Annotated in this window: 13 protein-coding genes; 5 read left to right on the forward strand and 8 right to left on the reverse strand. The window is 68.2% G+C overall.

Features of this window, described 5'->3' with window-relative positions:
* Positions 1–16: 16 nt before the first annotated feature.
* Together ACFVHY_RS02660 and ACFVHY_RS02665 are read right to left on the reverse strand one after the other, a co-directional pair.
* The gene (locus ACFVHY_RS02660) at positions 17–1255 is read right to left on the reverse strand and encodes a DUF222 domain-containing protein (RefSeq protein WP_390268036.1); all 1239 of its coding nucleotides are present in this window, start codon (positions 1253–1255) and stop codon (positions 17–19) included.
* Positions 1256–2159: 904 nt separating this feature from the next.
* Entirely contained in the window at positions 2160–3134 is a 975-nt protein-coding gene (locus ACFVHY_RS02665) for a 1,4-dihydroxy-2-naphthoyl-CoA synthase (RefSeq protein ID WP_390268039.1), read from the reverse strand.
* 178 nt (positions 3135–3312) lie between these two features.
* On the opposite strand from ACFVHY_RS02665, the gene ACFVHY_RS02670 reads away from it, so the two are divergent.
* Together ACFVHY_RS02670 and ACFVHY_RS02675 are read left to right on the forward strand one after the other, a co-directional pair.
* The gene (locus ACFVHY_RS02670) at positions 3313–3546 is read left to right on the forward strand and encodes a hypothetical protein (RefSeq protein ID WP_390268042.1); all 234 of its coding nucleotides are present in this window, start codon (positions 3313–3315) and stop codon (positions 3544–3546) included.
* Positions 3547–3580: 34 nt separating this feature from the next.
* Positions 3581–4231: a PaaI family thioesterase gene (locus tag ACFVHY_RS02675; RefSeq protein WP_058253345.1), complete on the forward strand. Its 651-nt coding sequence runs from the start codon at positions 3581–3583 to the stop codon at positions 4229–4231.
* On the opposite strand, the gene ACFVHY_RS02680 is transcribed toward ACFVHY_RS02675, so the two are convergent.
* Complete coding sequence (locus ACFVHY_RS02680; protein WP_390268045.1) at positions 4222–6369, reverse strand: Rv1355c family protein; 2148 nt, start codon at positions 6367–6369, stop codon at positions 4222–4224. The two genes, ACFVHY_RS02675 and ACFVHY_RS02680, sit on opposite strands and share 10 nt — an antisense overlap.
* 170 nt (positions 6370–6539) lie before the next feature.
* Between ACFVHY_RS02680 and ACFVHY_RS02685 the strand changes: the two genes are divergently transcribed.
* Positions 6540–7298: a hypothetical protein gene (locus tag ACFVHY_RS02685; protein WP_390268048.1), complete on the forward strand. Its 759-nt coding sequence runs from the start codon at positions 6540–6542 to the stop codon at positions 7296–7298.
* Here the strand turns inward: ACFVHY_RS02685 and ACFVHY_RS02690 are convergent.
* The gene (locus ACFVHY_RS02690; protein WP_223258822.1) at positions 7244–8449 is read right to left on the reverse strand and encodes a diguanylate cyclase; all 1206 of its coding nucleotides are present in this window, start codon (positions 8447–8449) and stop codon (positions 7244–7246) included. The genes ACFVHY_RS02685 and ACFVHY_RS02690 overlap by 55 nt on opposite strands.
* A gap of 461 nt (positions 8450–8910) precedes the next feature.
* Between ACFVHY_RS02690 and ACFVHY_RS02695 the strand changes: the two genes are divergently transcribed.
* Positions 8911–10116: an EAL domain-containing protein gene (locus ACFVHY_RS02695; RefSeq protein ID WP_390268051.1), complete on the forward strand. Its 1206-nt coding sequence runs from the start codon at positions 8911–8913 to the stop codon at positions 10114–10116.
* Positions 10117–10399: 283 nt separating this feature from the next.
* Here the strand turns inward: ACFVHY_RS02695 and ACFVHY_RS02700 are convergent, their stop codons facing one another.
* The 4 genes from ACFVHY_RS02700 to ACFVHY_RS02715 all read right to left on the reverse strand — a co-directional run bounded on the left by ACFVHY_RS02700 (position 10400) and on the right by ACFVHY_RS02715 (position 14176).
* Positions 10400–10846, reverse strand: coding sequence for an Hsp20/alpha crystallin family protein (locus ACFVHY_RS02700; RefSeq protein ID WP_058253341.1), 447 nt, complete (start codon positions 10844–10846; stop codon positions 10400–10402).
* A gap of 251 nt (positions 10847–11097) precedes the next feature.
* Entirely contained in the window at positions 11098–12390 is a 1293-nt protein-coding gene (locus ACFVHY_RS02705; RefSeq protein WP_390268054.1) for a saccharopine dehydrogenase family protein, read from the reverse strand.
* A gap of 57 nt (positions 12391–12447) precedes the next feature.
* Positions 12448–13533, reverse strand: coding sequence for an AbrB family transcriptional regulator (locus ACFVHY_RS02710; RefSeq protein WP_065629237.1), 1086 nt, complete (start codon positions 13531–13533; stop codon positions 12448–12450).
* 25 nt (positions 13534–13558) lie between these two features.
* The gene (locus ACFVHY_RS02715) at positions 13559–14176 is read right to left on the reverse strand and encodes a class I SAM-dependent methyltransferase (protein WP_390268057.1); all 618 of its coding nucleotides are present in this window, start codon (positions 14174–14176) and stop codon (positions 13559–13561) included.
* A gap of 64 nt (positions 14177–14240) precedes the next feature.
* Here ACFVHY_RS02715 and menD point away from each other — a divergent pair, with 64 nt between their 5' ends.
* Positions 14241–15944, forward strand: coding sequence for a 2-succinyl-5-enolpyruvyl-6-hydroxy-3-cyclohexene-1-carboxylic-acid synthase (gene menD, locus ACFVHY_RS02720; RefSeq protein ID WP_390268060.1), 1704 nt, complete (start codon positions 14241–14243; stop codon positions 15942–15944).
* The last annotated feature ends 62 nt before the right edge of the window (positions 15945–16006 follow it).

The raw sequence follows: 16006 nt of genomic DNA on the forward strand, positions 1-16006 counted from the left end.
TCTGCGGCGGCAGCGGTCAGGCGGCGTCGTCGAGTCGCATGGTGCGTCGGTTGTATGCGGGTAGCGGTCGGCGTTGCGGATCGATCGACACGGGCGGTACGAGCCAGGGGTGGCGGTCGAAACCCATCACGATGTCCCACCCGTGGTGGTGGACCTGTGTGTGGCAGCGCTGGCAGAGCAGGCAGCCGTTGTCGAGGTCGGTGGGTCCGCCGTCGGCCCACGGCCTGATGTGATGCACCTGCGTATGGGACGGCGGTGCACCACATTTGACGCAGCACGTGTCGCGGACGATGATCGCTTTGCGTAAGTGTGACGGATACAACCGGCGGGTGTGACCCATTTGAAGCGGTACGCCCTCACTATCGAGGATGATCTCCGTGAGCGAGCCGTCGCACGACACCTGTTTCGCGGTGGCGTGGCTGACCGATCCGGTCCACGGCAGTGTTGCGAGGTCTCCGGTGGCGGGGATGGTCAGCATCAGTTGCGTGCGTGGGCTTCCGACGGTGTTGATGCTCGCGCCGATCGCGGCTTGGTCGAGGATCAGTTCGAAGGCGTCGGCGCGGCGTTGCTCGGTGGTGCGTCGATCCTGTGCGCCGTCGGGTTCGGGCCTGGGGCAGGAGCGTTCGTCGATCATGGCCTGGAACTTCTCTCCCACGATTTGGGTGAGGTCGGCATGTACTTCGACGCGGCCGTCGTCGGTGGTGTGTGCGTGCACCGAGTTCAAGCTTGCATCGTCCGACGCTGGGGTTCCTGCGCCACAAGCATCGGCGAGTGTGTTGCCGATAGTCCGCGCATGCTTGAACACGTCTGTCGGTGTTGCGCCCGAGAGTGCTTGGGCAATCAGTTCGATCTCATAGCGGGAGCGCTCATCCTCGGAAAGCGCCTCACCACAACGCTTGTCGATCTCGTTCATGCCGCGGACGATGGCATCGACGATCTCGCTCGACAGTCGCCCGTCGGCAGCGTGACGCGCCACAGCGGGCAGGTTGGGCAGGGCGTCGACGCTTCGCATGGTGCGAAGAGCAGCGGCCGGTGCATGGCCGGACTCGATCAGCAGTCTCTTGGTGGTGCTACCGGCCTTCTGGGCGACGCCTAGTTCGTCGAGTTGCGCTGCATGCAGGGCGATCTGATGATCTGCAAGGTTGCGGATCAGACGCCACGTGTCAAGGGCGTCGAATGTCGCTCTGCCGGTTGAGTCGTCGGCGGGCGGGGTGGTCTCGATGAGTTGCTCGAGGAGAGTGGCTAGCTCTGGCATGACTCTAAGGTACAGGAACGTGCGTTCGATCTCGAGGAAATTCCACAGGCTCGGTAATCGCGAAAATGGCTACTGTGCAGCATGTTTCGTTGACTGTGCCTCGATCGTCGTCAGTAGTTTAATCCTGTCACATACGTACCGTATTCTGTCCCAGAACGGTAGATGTGCTGCTGACCAACGACTGTCGTGTGACCGAAGGTCGCGCGTCGTTCTGCTGCAGAAGTTCCTGCTTGTCCAGGAAGCGGTCGATTACTCCTGAGCACAGGCGCTGCTCGTCGGGTGATTGATGGTGGACGGGCCGGTCACCGAGGTGCCACGGGAACTCAACGTCCACGAGATCGCAAGGTGCCGCCCGACCGAGACGGCGGGTGAGCGCGCGGAACGGACCAGACTGCGTGCCGAGCTCGCCGAGAAGGACCGTGATGTCGCGCTAGGGAAGAAAATTTCGGCGTCCTATGCGGCGCAGCATCATCGGTGAGTCGTTTCGAGCTCATCGCCGCGGAGTGCACCGGCCATCATGTCACGAAATGCGATGCGCCTCTCATCATTTCGCGACCTGGATTTCTGCGCATGCAGGTCGGCAACGCCGCGTCGAGTTGACGCCACGACAGCGGCGGCGCCGCGATCTGGAAGTGTCTGGCGCACTGGCAGGCCACGCGACGTACCTACGGTTCACCGCGTACTACTGCTGCACGCCGAGGCGGTTGCGGTCTCTCAGCTCGATTCGGCGGCGTCGTTCGGACCGGACCTGGTTGGCCGCCGGTTCGATCAGGGCATCGACGGGGTCGAACCCGCTGAAGAATGATCGCCCACATCCAACGTCGATCTACGTCAGACGAGCGACGCTGGTCGTCACCCGCCCTCAATGAATGCCCCGTGCGTTCGACACTCTCGGGCACCCGGCTCAGTAGTAGTACGGGTAATCGTCCCAGCGCGGGTCGCGCTTCTCGAGGAACGCGTCACGTCCCTCGACGGCCTCGTCGGTCATGTAGGCCAGGCGGGTCGCCTCCCCGGCGAACACCTGCTGACCCATGAGGCCGTCGTCGGTGAGGTTGAACGCGAACTTCAGCATGCGCTGGGCCGTCGGCGACTTGCTGTTGATCCGGCGCGCCCAGTCGATGGCGGTGGCCTCCAGCTCGGCGTGCGGGGTGACGCGGTTGACCGCGCCCATCCGGTGCATGGTCTCGGCGTCGTAGGCCTCCCCGAGGAAGAAGATCTCGCGCGCGAATTTCTGCCCGACCTGCTTGGCGAGGTAGGCGCTCCCGTAACCGGCGTCGAAGGAACCCACATCGGCGTCGGTCTGCTTGAACCGGGCGTGCTCGGCCGAGGCGAGGGTCAGGTCGCACACGACGTGCAAGGAATGCCCGCCGCCGGCCGCCCAGCCGTTGACGACCGCGATCACGACCTTGGGCATCGTCCGGATCAGGCGCTGGACCTCCAGGATGTGCAGCCGCCCGCCCTCGGCCTTCACCCGCGCCGCGTCGACCGTCTCGGCGCCGGCCGCCGCGACGTCGTCGTCGTGTGTCGTGGCGTACTGATAACCGCTACGCCCGCGGATGCGCTGATCGCCGCCGCTGCAGAACGCCCATCCGCCGTCCTTGGGGCTCGGGCCGTTGCCGGTCAGCAGGATCGTGCCGACGTCGGGCGACCGCCGCGCATGGTCGAGGACCCGGTACAGCTCGTCGACCGTGTGCGGGCGGAAGGCGTTGCGGACCTCGGGACGGTCGAATGCGACGCGCACGATCCCGTACTCGCGGCCCTCGCCGACGTGGCGGTGATAGGTGATGTCGGTCAGGTCGTCGAAGCCGGGCACCACCGCCCACGATGCCGGGTCGAAGGGTTGGCCGGAGGGTCCTTGGGTGTCGGGCGTCGCACTCATGGGGTCAGCCTATCGACGCGACGACCGGGCGCCTCGAATGCCCGCAGGCGGCGGATTGGTCGGAACAGGTCACGAAGTCGTGACGGGTTCGACGCGGATTGCATTCAACTATTGGATGCCTGCCGGTCTTTGGCTCGAACATCACCGAAATCTCAGTTTCGGATGCTTAGCTGTCCGTATGGCTGTATGGGGGTGGATTCTGATCCTCGGGGGCGCGTGGTGTGTCGTGTCCGCGGCGGTCGCGGTGATCGTCGGGAGGGCGGTCCGGATCCGGGACGAAAAGGAACGCGGTCCGCGTGGCGTGCCGGACTACATACCCGAGTCCACGCGCCGGCTGGCCCGGGGCGGAGTGTGTGTGGATCTCGCCGACCGCCGTCGGACCGATCGGCACACCGACACCGACACCGGCTAGGGCGCGGCACCGCCGGCTCTTATACGGTTGGTCGGTGAGCGAAGCGAACGATCGCGCCGTCGAGACCGTCGACGAGGACCCGCACGAGGGTGGTTTCCGGGCCCATGCGGCCATCACCACCGACCGCGGCGGACCCCGCTACGGCGAGTTCAGTGAGCAGGTCCGCCTGCTGATGGACAACGCCCGCTACGCCTGTCCCGACGACGAGCTCGTCGACGAACTCATCGAGTCACTGAAGGCGCTCAACGACCGGCTCGCCGATTCCCGGATCGACGAGTGGCACTCACCGGCGGGGACCCGCATCGACCTCCCGTCGCGCGGCAACATCACCCTGCCGCCGTATGTGGTCACCGAGGTGAACGACAACGGGGTCGTCGCCGAACTGACGTTCCGCGATTTCCACCTCGGCGGGAACAACGCCGCGCACGGCGGTCATGTCGCGGTCGCCTTCGACGACGTGGGCGGCTTCGCGTCGGCGGTCGCGATCCAGCATGTCAGCCGGACCGCGTACCTGACCGTGCAATACCGGTCGATCACACCGCTGAACACGCCGCTGCGAATCCACGCCTGGGCGGACCGGATCGAGGGGCGCAAGGTCTTCATCAAGGGCACCCTGCACGACGGCGACCGCCTCTGTGCGGAGATGGACGCCCTGTTCATCAAGCTCAACCCCGGTCAGGCCTGACCAGCACTCGTCGGCGGGCGCACGGGCAGACGACGGCTCACCTCCACCGGCGCATCCGTGCGCGACAGGCGCAGCACGATGGTCGGCGCCTCGCCGGCGTCGAGGGGCCACGTCTCGAGCATCTCGCGGCGCAGGGCGGCCAGTTCGTCGCCGTGATTGCTCGACAGTGTTCGCGCGGTCGCGTCGTCCCCGGCGTAGAGGAACGTCGGTGTCATGGGGTGAACCGCGAAGCCGAGACGCTCGGCGGCCACCCACAGCTGCTGCGCGACGATCCCACCGCGGAGGTAATCGGCGGGGGTCGTGCCCTGCTGCACCAAGACCAGGATCGCCGACGACGACGCGGCCCGGGCGCCGGCATCGGCACCGAGTGCGGCACCGCCACCCCATTCGTCGAGCAACGCCATGACATCGGCACGCCGCAACACGTCGAGCATCCCCGCCATCGCCGGCGGTAGGTCGAGCGAGGCGACGTCGATGCCCTCGGTGGCGGCCGGATCGGTGGTGAGCTCGGCGAACATCTCCCGGTGCAGTTCGGGCGTGAGGAACCGGGCGCGATCCGATCGGGCGATGATCGAGGCATATCGGTCGATGTCCGCGCGGTCGTCGAGCGCCACCAACCGGGTCCGATCACTCGTGGCGGCATCGTGCAGTCGGACGAGATCGGAGGCCGACAGCGGTGATCCGTCCCCGACTCCACGTCGCGTGCCGCGGGCGAGCAACGCGTCGAGTTCGGTCTCCGCGTCCGCAGAGCGCGACCCGGTGTCGATGCCCTTGAGGCGTGCCCGGCCGGCCAGCGTGTCGGCCGCGTCGACGATCTCGATGTCGTCGAGCACCCCGCGCGCGACCGCCGCGACCTGCGCGTTGTACAGGGCGGCGCCGACCGCCACCGCAGATGCCCGGTGCTCCACGTCGAGGGTCGAGGTGCGGGTGCGGTCCAGGACGATCGTGACGGCGTCGTCGTCGGCGATGATCTGCCAGGGCTGCTGGTTCCCGGCGGACGGCGCCCGGCTCGCGGCGTACACGACGAGTTCGCGATCGGTCATCGCCTCGATGGCGGGCTGCACCTGCGGGCGGAGCGGTTCGGCGTCGGCCGGTGGTTGTGCTGCGGGTATGGAGGTATGGGTGTCGATCGGGTCCTCGAGGCCGTCCAGCCAGGCGTCCCGGTCGAATCGGACGCGACCGGACGACAGGGACTTGCCCTGGACGAGGCGGCGGACGGCCGCGGCCACGGTGGCGCCGCCCAGGAGGACGTCGCCGCCGAGCTGCGGCCAGGCGGTGACCGTGTGCCCGAGCTCGATGGCCGACGCCGCCATCGGCGCGGTCACCTTCGTCGGCTCGAGTACCCGGACGGCGAGCGGGGTGAGCGACGCGCGGTCGAGTCCGACGAGATCTTCGATCCGCAGGTCGCCGGCCAGGCCGTGGAAAAGAGGCCGATCCGGTTCGAGGTCGAATCTCTCGACATCGAGGGTTCCGCCGTCGCTCGTCTCCATGAGGACCGGAATTCCTCGCTCGCGACATTTCTGGCGCACGAGGACCTTTACATCGAAAGAATCACATTCTTCGACGACGAGATCCAGGCCGTCGAGGAATTCATCGATGTTCTCGATTGTTATGCCGTCCACATGTACGACGGTGGTGAGATAGGGGTCGATCTCGGAAATGCGTCGAGCGGCGATCACGGCCTTGTTGTCGTGAATATCCATGAGGGTCGCCGCAATTCGATTCATATTCGTGAGTTCGAGATCGTCGAAATCGGCAAGGCGTAATTCGCCGGTAAGACCTTCGAGTGCGAGCGTGAGTGATATCGCGTGTCCCACACTCAAACCGACGACACCGATCCGGAGCTCGCCCGCAGCGGCTTGCTGCGACGCGGTCAGTTTGTGCCGGTTGCGGTCGAGCCGAAGGCGTCGGAACGTGCGCGGACCGGGGATCTTGACGAGGGCGTTACGCCAGGGAAAGTGCGCGTAACGAGGTGTCTCGTCCCGGAGAGCGGGTTCGGCGGGCGGGAGGAGTTCATCGAGTGCGCGGGCGGCGCCGGCCGTGATGTCGGACACAGTGAGGGACGGCTCCGCGGTCAACGCGGCGGGTAGTTCGTCCGGGAAGTAGAGGGTGGCGGCGGCATCCGGCGGCGTGTGCATAAGCCCATGGTGTCGCACGGGATTGCACGACGCCAACCGTCAAAGCGGCGGTCGGGCGAAAAGAACTGCGCTTGTGGGAGTGCATAAATGTGGCCTTGTGGCAGCATTACACGCGGGGTCGGGGGAGATCTCGTCTCTAAATTTACTAATTCCTGGAAGGCAATACTGCGATGAATAAGATGTCAGTCACCAATGATCAGGTTCGCACCGGGATGTTGCGATCGATCGCACCCGAAACCGGGGCGGAGTACTCGGTGGTCGTGGCGAGCCCGCGGTCGGAGCCCGAACTGTGGCGCGAGTACCTCGCCGGCGCGGACGCGTCGTACCACCGGCACGGGTGCGCGGCCGCACTCGAATACGACGAGGTCGCCGGCGGCGAGGGCACCGCGATGTTCTTCGCGGTGCTCGACACCGAGGGCAAGGTCGTCGGCGGGCTACGGGTCCAGCCCCGGCTGGAGGCGGCTGCGCAGTCGCACGCGCTGGTCGAATGGGCGGGTCAGCCCGGTCAGGTGCAGCTCGTCAACGCCATCGAAGAACGTCTGCACGACGGCATCGTCGAGGTCAAGACGGCCTGGGTGGACGAGCGATCGGCGATCGCGGGGTCGGTGGCCGGCCAGTTGTCGCGGTTGGGGCTGGTCATCATGGAGATGTCCGGGGTCGAGGCCATGATGGCGACCGCGGCCGACCACGTCCTGCGCCGCTGGCAGTCCGGTGGTGGACGCCTCGACGAGTCGGTGTCCGCGACCCCCTTTCCCGACGACCGGTACCGCACCCGGCTCATGTGGTGGGATCGTGCCCGGCTCGACACCCTCACCAGCCCGGAGACCTGGCGTCGGATGCGCCGGGAGGCCGACGCCCTCCAGGCCGCGACGACTCAGCGCCCGCTGGTCCGGCTGTCGATGTCGACGAAGTCGGCCGGGCGTCGGTAGAAGACCTCGTACAGGCTCGCCGACGGCGGAGACACCGTCCGCTCGGCGTCGGCGGCATGTGCGCTCGGCGCGCCGTCGTTCCAGGTCACCGCGTCGATGGATTTGATGACCGTCGTGTCCCGGCCGTTCTCCTTGGCCTGATACACGCAGGCGTCGGCCTGGCCCAGGAGGTTGCCGATCACGTCGTCGGTCGAATAGGCGGTGTCGAAACGGCCGGAGACCAGTGGGTCGCCGGCGACGCGCAGCGGCGCGCAGACACCGCCGACGCTGATGGTGACCGGCGCTGCGGCGGCGACGGCGGCCCGTAGGCGTTCGGCGCTGAGCCACAGTTCGTCCGCGTCGTGGACGACGTGGAACATGAGGAACTCTTCGCCACCGTAGCGGCACACCTCCGAACCCACGGGGGCGTGCTCGCGGATCGCGGCCGATGCCGCCAGCAGCACGCCGTCACCGGCGAGGTGGCCGTACTGGTCGTTGATCTTCTTGAAGTGGTCGACGTCGAGCAGCAGGATGCCGATCCATCCGGTGGACGACCGTGCGGCCGAGAGGAGCTGCGATGCGCGGATCAGGAAGCCGCGCCGGTTCAGCAGGCCGGTCAGCGGGTCGATCCCGACCAGGCGGGTCTGCTGATCGAGCACGGCCTCCATCGACTTGCGCAACGCGACGACCAGGAAGACCGGCACCACGATCAGGCCGAGCATCGCGCCGAAGCTGATCAGGTACTCCGGCAGCGAGGGCGTCGTCACCGCGAGGACGGTTGCCGCACAGACGACCGCCAGCGCCAGATGGGACAGGATGAGTCGGGTGGTCGCCGAGATCGCGCCGATCGCCGGGATGACCGCGACGATGGCGAGGACGAGCGTCGACGATCGTGGCGAGGCCAGGATCATCGAGGTGCCGCAGATGCCCACGATCCCCAACCCGCCCAGGAACGCGAACTCGAGATCGGTCAGCCGGGCGCGGATGGCCGTCACCGCGAAGACGACCGCGATGAACGACCAGATGGTGAGCAGGATGGGCATGCCGCCCGGGTACAGTGTCTCGGGCGCGAGCACGCTGATGACCGGCAGCGGGATGACACCGCCGGTGCTGATCAGTGTCGCCATCGACCGGGCGTCGTAGCGCCGGAGCACCCTCCTGATCAACGACATCTACCACGACCGCTTTCCGTCGGCGGCTGTGGAGACAGCCGCTTGTTCGCCGAGATTCGCATTAATGCCACTGCGACTGCATTGGCGGAAACCGCGTAATCTTTCGTGTCCTACGCATAGGCAATGAAAGCACCTTACCAGCAGTTTTGCCGCACCTCGCGGAATCGTTAGCAGCGCTGCCGAGAATAGTGGCGAATCGCCCGCCGCGCCGGTCCCAGATTTTGTGAACATCTGTCAAAAGAAATCGACGTCTCGACCCGGGCCCACAAAAATTGCACACGGTTTCGTCGAACCGTCGCGGCGGGCATTTGTGAGAACGGTCATAACGGCCGGCCCTGGTCCGCCAGCGGTGGCGCCTCGTCCTCCTTCCCGGAAGCGGACCGGCTGAGTAGTATCTCCGCGATGGAGAACTGCGGCGCCCCAGGCGTCGCCCTGGGGGGATCGGACCAGCGAATGACGTCGTGTTGACGTTGGGAACCTCGGTGATCGCGGTGTCGGTCGACCCGTACCACCGAGCTGTCGTCGCCTATGGCTACGAGACGTCGGCCGCGGCCGCCGAGCGCTTCATCGAACAGGTGCTGATGCCCATCAGTCCGCGGGCGCGTTTCCAGCGGCGGTCGGACTTCGACTGGCTCATCCACCTTCCGTGGACCGGCGCCGGTGACGACGAGAGTGGACGCAACGCACTGATCGAGGCGGCCCGCACCAAACTCGGTGCGCACACCGTGAGCGACGGGGAACGCAGCTGGTTCCTCGACGTGTGCATGGGCGTCGCCGTCGGCGATGTGCACCTCGCCGCCGAGTCCGAGGACGATCTGGTCCGCCACGCCGACGCCGCCCTGTGCATCGCGCTGAGCAGCCGCACCGCCGTCGCATTCGCATCGCCGACGATGCTGCGCCACATCCGGGCCGAGGTCGACCTCGCGGGTTGGCTCACCAGATCGGTCGAGCGCGACTTCTCGGTCTTCTACCAGCCGATCGTCGCGGTACCCGACCGGCGGGTCGTCGGGTACGAGTCGCTGCTCAGGTGGCACACCGAGTCCGGCGTGCTGGCTCCGGATGCGTTCCTGTCTGTGGCCGAGGGGATCTCGCTGCTCGCCCCCATCGGACGGCATGCCATCGGCGAGGCCATCCGGGACCTGTCGGGGGAGATCACCCGGCACGTCGGGCCGAGCACGTTCGTCTCCCTCAACCTGTCCGGGCAGCAGTTGTGGGACGACGGGCTCGTCTCGTACGTCCACGGCCTGATCGACGGTCACGGTGTCGAGCCGTCGAGGGTCTGGGTCGAGGTGCGGGAGGACCAGGCGATCCGGGTCGACACCTCCGCGTCGCGGGCGATCGACGCGCTCCACGACCTCGGCTGCACGATCTGCATCGACGACCTCGGGGCCGGGTTCTCGGCCCTGCGCTACGTCCGCGATCTCCCGGTCGACGTCCTGAAGGTCGATCGGACGCTCATCGCGCAACTGGCCGACAGCTCGCCCGACCGCGCCGTCGTCCGCGCGATCGGTGAGATGGCCGCCGCCACCGGGGTGAAGATGGTCGCCGAGGGTATCGAATCCGAGGCGATGCTCCCGATGCTCGAGGAGTTCGGGTTCGACTACGCCCAGGGCTTCCTGTTCGGCCGCCCGGCGCCGCTCGTCGAACTGTTCGGGTCTGACCGCTAAGCGGCCCGAACATATTGTGGCCCAACCTGCTCCCTGAGGAGGCCGGAGCTTGCGGAGGCCGTCACGAAGGGTCCTGGCGAGATGCGTCGCCAAGACCCTTCGTGGCTCGTCGCTATCGCTCCTCGCACCTCAGGGAGCAGAGGGAGACGGCACCGCTTTACCCGACAGACCAACGGTTCTACGGTTCGTTCGGACTAGGGAGCGGGATGATTCGTCGTCGATGGCACCTCCCGTTCGAAATGTGACTGTTTCCTCAAAGGTGTTGCGGTCGTTGATGATCGGCTTATGTGACCGTACTGGTCTCGATCGCCTGTGGTCGGCCGGCCGACTCCACCTCGATCCGCCGCGGCTTGGCCTTCTCGGCGACCGGGATGGTCACGGTGAGAACGCCGTTGTCGTAGCGCGCCGAGATGGCCGCGCTGTCGATGGCGTCGCCGAGAGTCAGTTGGCGGCGGTAGGTTCCGGAGAATCGTTCGCTCGTCAGCCACTGCACGCCCTCGTCGGACGGCGTGCTCCGCTGGGCGGAGAGGGTGAGGACCCCGTTGTCGACGCTGACGTCGATGGAACCGGGATCGGCGCCGGGCAGATCGGCGATGAGCAGGTAGTGGTCCTCGACCTTGTACAGGTCCAGGGGCATGAAGCGGGGAGTGCGGGCAGTTCCGGCCGCTGAACCGGTCATCATGCCTCGGGTCCAGGCATCCATGTCGGAAAAGGGATCGAAACGAAGCACAGCAGTTCACCTCCTGATTCTCAAGGCTGCTCGCCACCCGTTAGACGAGCAGTTCATCGCTGTACTGCCAACGAAGATAGCACCGGATCCGGCACTCGTCTAGCACTCTGGAGGTGAGAGTGCCAGAATTTTCCGGGCCCCGGAGGCGACGCCGCCCGACCGCGAGTTCGACTGTGCCGGAGTGGGTCCGGTCGGCGCCGGCGTGGCTGCCGGAGGGTCGAACGACGCGATCGGGCGGGGTCGGGTCAGGGTCAGTCGGTGAGCTCGGTGGCGTCGATGCTGAACCCGGCGTTGCGGAGACGGTCGATGAGAGCGTCACCCATCGCCACGGCGGTCGTCAGCACTCCGGCCCGCTTGGGCAGGTGGTCGCGGTCGAGGGCCAATGCCAGCGCGCTCTCGGCGAGCATCACCGCGGTGGCCTTGTAACCGGGATCGCCCTGGGCGCGCATACGGGCCTTGTAGCGTCGTCCTGTGGTCGTCCGCGTGAACGTGTCGACCACGAAATAACCGTTCTCGCGGGCCTTTTCGCTGGGTCCGTCACCGGGCTTCGGCAACACGCGGTCGAGGACACGTCGCGTGGGGCCGAAACTCATCGCTCCCATGAACGCACCGGTGCCGACCGCGACGGCGCCGGCGATCAGGGTCGACACCGCGGGGACGCCGCCGACGCTCATCGTCTCCGCGTAGTGGAAGTCCTTGCCGTAAGCGTTGTCCAGCAACGCATTCGAGCGCCGCACGATCCGGGTGTTGTGGGCGGCCATGAAGAAGGGCGCGAGGGTGCCGCGCAGCGATGGGTCGACCTTCTTGGCGTTGATGATGGACAGGTCGCTCGGTTCGTCGGACAGGCTGACCCGCGGGACCTCGCCGGGGCCGCCCGAGAGGGCCTGCGGGTTGAGCATGAGCCGTCGGGACTGGGCGTTGCGGGCCTCCTCGGCGATGACCCGCATCGAGTCGATCGTTCCGCCGGAGATCCCGCCGCGGAACGACGCGACGACGAGGGTCGTGTCGGTCATCTCGCCGGCGTCGTCGTCGGAGACCTTTCGATGCAGCGCGTAGGTGGTGATGTCGGAGGGCACGGAGTCGAAGCCGCAGGAGGGCACGATGCGGGCCCCCGAGGCGGCGGCGACGTCGTGGACCTTGTCGATCGCGTATCGCACGAACGGCACCTCGCCGGTGAGGTCGACGTAGTCGGTTCCGGCGGTGGCCGCCGCCACGATGAGGGCCTCGCCGTACTTGAGGTAGGGGCCGACGGTGGTGCAGACGACCTGGGTGCGCGCGACCATCGCGTCGAGGGCCGCGGGGGATTCCGCGTCGGCGATGATCAGCGGCCAGTCGTGTGCGCGCAACGGCAGCCGCTTGCGGGCGTCGGTCAGCTTCGACTCGTTGCGGCCCGCCAGCGCGATCTTCGTGCCGATCGGCGCGTGATCGGCCAGATACCGTGCCGTGAGTTCGCCGACGAAGCCGCTGGCGCCGTAGACCACGACGTCGAACTCGCGGCCGTGGGAGGTGGATGATGTCGTGTCGGTGTTCGATTCCCCGCTCATCTTCCCGACCTTACGTGGGACCGGGGTCACACGTAACCGTCGAGTCGGGCGAGACGGTCACGACGCCCGCCGAGCGGCGAGGCGCGCGGCGAAGGGCGCCACGAACAGCATGAGCAGGACGCGCAGGATCTGGGCGGCCACGACGAACGCGACGTTCCCGCCCGCCCCGGTGGCCGCGGCGAGGACGGCGTAGATCCCGCCCGGAGTGGTCGCGAGATAGCAGTCGAACATCGACTCGCCGGTCCACGCGGACAGCACGACCCCCAGCAGGGCGCAGCCGGCGCCGATGACGAGGATCAACACCAGCGCCAGCGGCAGGACACGGCCGATCGCACGCAACCGCGGCATCGTGAATCCGAGGCCCGCCTGCCAGCCGATCACCGCGTAAGCGACCGCGAGAAGTGCGGGGGACACCTCGGCGGAACCGGCGATCCCGGTCAGCTCGGCCGCGGTGGCCAGCGCCAGCGGACCCAAGAGACCGGCTGCGGGCATGCGCAGCAACCGGCCGAGCGGGATCCCGACGCCCAGGCACACCGCCAGCAGCAGCAGTCCCCAGCCCTGATTCTGCAGCGTCTCCGCCGACCAGGCGTCGGATCCCGGTGCGACGGCCCCGTTTTCGGCACCGAACACGAGTGAGGCGACCACCGGGATGGTGACGGTGACCAGCGCGACGCGCAGGTACTGGATGACCGCGACCATCCGTTCGTCGCCGCCGAACTCGCGGGTCAGCGCCACCAGCCCGGACGCGCCGCCCGCGACGAGCGCGAGCGAGCCGGTCAGGGAGTCGACGTCTCGGTGCAGCCCGAGCAGGGCGCCGCAGGCGATCGAGATGACCAGTGTCCCCAGGCCGATGACGAGCACCGGGAACCACGACGACCCGAGTCCGCCGACGGTCTCGGGCTCGGCCATCGTGCCGATGAAGACGCCGAGGACGCCCTGCGACGCCACGAACGCCCATCGCGGGACGATCGGGTCGTCGGATTCGTCGGCGTCGGTGTTCGTCCGGCCGGGCGCGCGGCCGGCGATCGCGAGAGCGCCCGCGACCACGAGCCCCGCGAACAGGGCGGCGGCGTCGACCTCGAGGAGTTCCAGAACGAGCGTCGCGACCGCGGTGAGGAGTACCAGCACTGTCCAGCGACGCACTGGCTCCACAGTAGGGCCACGGGCCTCAGGCCGGCCGCGCGGTCCCGACGGTCAGCGCGCCGAACGGTTTCGGTACGCCGGGTTGATAGAACGCGTCGACCGGCCCGAGTGCGAAGCCGGCGGCGGTGAGCTCGGCGCGCACGTCGCGGGTGAGATGGCAGCCGCCTGCGACGCGTTTCTGGATCGGTTCGAGCCGGCGCTGCCACCGGCGGACGCGGGCGTCGGGGGCGGACCCGTGCTCGAGGAATCCCAGTTGCCCGTCCGGGCGCAGCACGCGGCGGAGTTCGGCGAGCGCCGCCTGGTGGTCGGGGATGGTGCACAGGGTGAAGGTGGTCAGCGCGGCGTCGAACGAGTCGTCGTCGAACGGCAGTCGTTGGCCGTCGAGTCCGGCGCGTTCGATGGGCACCGGGGAGGTGGCGACGCGATCGGCGGCCATCGACCATCCGACGGTTGACGGCTCGACGGCCGCGACCTCGGTGAGCCCGGCCGGGTAGACGCCGACGTTGAGGCCCGAGCCGAAGCCGATCTCGATCATCCGGCCGGACAACGACGCGCAGGCCCGCGCCCGCAGCGGCGTCAACGCCGCCATTCCGCAGGTGCGCTCGATGAGGTGCGGCAGGACACGATCGTCGTAAAAGCCCACGTGACGAGGGTAACGCCGCTCCCCGCCGCGATGTGGGGACTCGGGAGAGCACTAGGCTTGTGGGATGAACCGACCGGCCCAGAACGCCCCCGGGCCCAATCCGTCCACACTGCAGGCCCGGGTCATCGTCGACGAGATGATCCGCGGCGGTGTCCGCGAGGCCGTGCTGTGTCCGGGGTCGCGCAACGCGCCGCTCGCTTTCGCCCTCCACGCCGCCGACGCCGCCGGGCGGTTGCGTCTGCATGTGCGGATCGACGAGCGCTCGGCGGGCTATCTGGCACTCGGGCTCGCGGTGTCGTCGGGGCAGCCCGTGCCCATCGTGATGACCAGCGGCACCGCCGTGGCGAACATGGGACCGGCGGTCTTCGAGGCCAACTATGCGCGGGTGCCCCTGGTCGTCGTCAGCGCCAACCGGCCGTACGAGCTGCTCGGTTCCGGCGCCAACCAGACCGTCGAACAGTTCGGCATCTTCGGGACCCAGGTGCGCGCGGCGATCAGTCTCGGCCTCGCCGAACAGGATCTCGACACCAACAGCCAGTGGCGCTCGGCGGTCGGTCGCGTGCTCGCCGCCGCCCGGGGCGCGCGTACCGGCAACGCCGGACCCGTTCAGTTCGACATCCCGCTGCGCGAACCGCTGGTCCCGGACCCGGACGAACTCGCCGGCCCCGACCCGTCGACCGACCTCGGCTCGTTCTCCGGCCGGCCCGGCGGACTGCCCTGGACGCAGGCGCCCGTCGGCAAGCTCGACGTCCCGCTGCCGATCGACCTGTCGCTGGACACCGTGGTCGTGTCGGGGCACGGGTCGGGCATCCACCCGGGTCTGGCCGGGATCCCCACCGTCGCCGAACCGACGGCACCGCGGCCGGCGACGCCGCTGCATCCGCTGGGCCTGAACTCCGTCCGGCCCCAGCAGGCGATCATCTGCGGCCGGCCGACGCTGCACCGCGGGGTGTCCCGCCTGCTTGCCGACCCCGAGGTCCGCGTCTACGCGCTGACCACCGGTCCGCGCTGGCCCGACGTCTCCGGCAACGTCTACGCGACCGGCACCCGGATCGAGGTCGTCGGCGAGCCGCGCGAGGACTGGCTCAAGGAGTGCGCGGCGGTACAGGAGCGGGCGGCCTTCGCCGTCACCGCCGAACTCGACGAGCCGGGCCCGGCCACCGGGCTCCACGTCGCACGGGCGGTCAGCGACGCCATGGCCGCCGGCGACCAACTCGTCGTCGGCGCCAGCAACCCCATCCGGGACATCGCCCTGGCCGGCCGGATCACCGACGGGGTGCGGGTCCTCTCGAACCGCGGGGTCGCGGGTATCGACGGAACCAATTCGACGGCGATCGGTGCCGCCATGGCACGTGACCGGGATCAGGCCGGCGCGCGGACCATCGCCCTGATGGGCGACCTGACCTTCGTGCACGACGCGACCGGTCTGGTCATCGGCCCGGGCGAGCCGCGCCCGACGTCGCTGCGGATCGTGGTCGCCAACGACGACGGCGGCGGGATCTTCGGTCTGCTCGAACAGGGCGACCCGCGCTACAACACCGGGCTGTACGCCGGGGCCTACGAGCGGGTCTTCGGGACCCCGCATCGGACCGACATCGCGTCGATGTGCGCGGGTTTCCACATCCCGCATCGTCGGGTCGGGGTCGGTGAGCTCGGCGCGGTGCTCGCGGAGGAGCCTGCTCCCGGCGGGATCGAGGTCGTCGAGGTCGCCACCGACCGCGAACGGCTGCGATCCGTCCACGCGGCGATAGCAGCGCGACTGCGGTAGGGCTGTCGGTGCGTCCCGGCGGTGCGCGACCGGTCGGGCCGAGCGCCGGCGGATCGGTGCCC

Source organism: Gordonia sp. NPDC127522, assembly GCF_042672305.1.
GTDB classification, from domain to species: Bacteria; Actinomycetota; Actinomycetes; order Mycobacteriales; family Mycobacteriaceae; genus Gordonia; species Gordonia hongkongensis.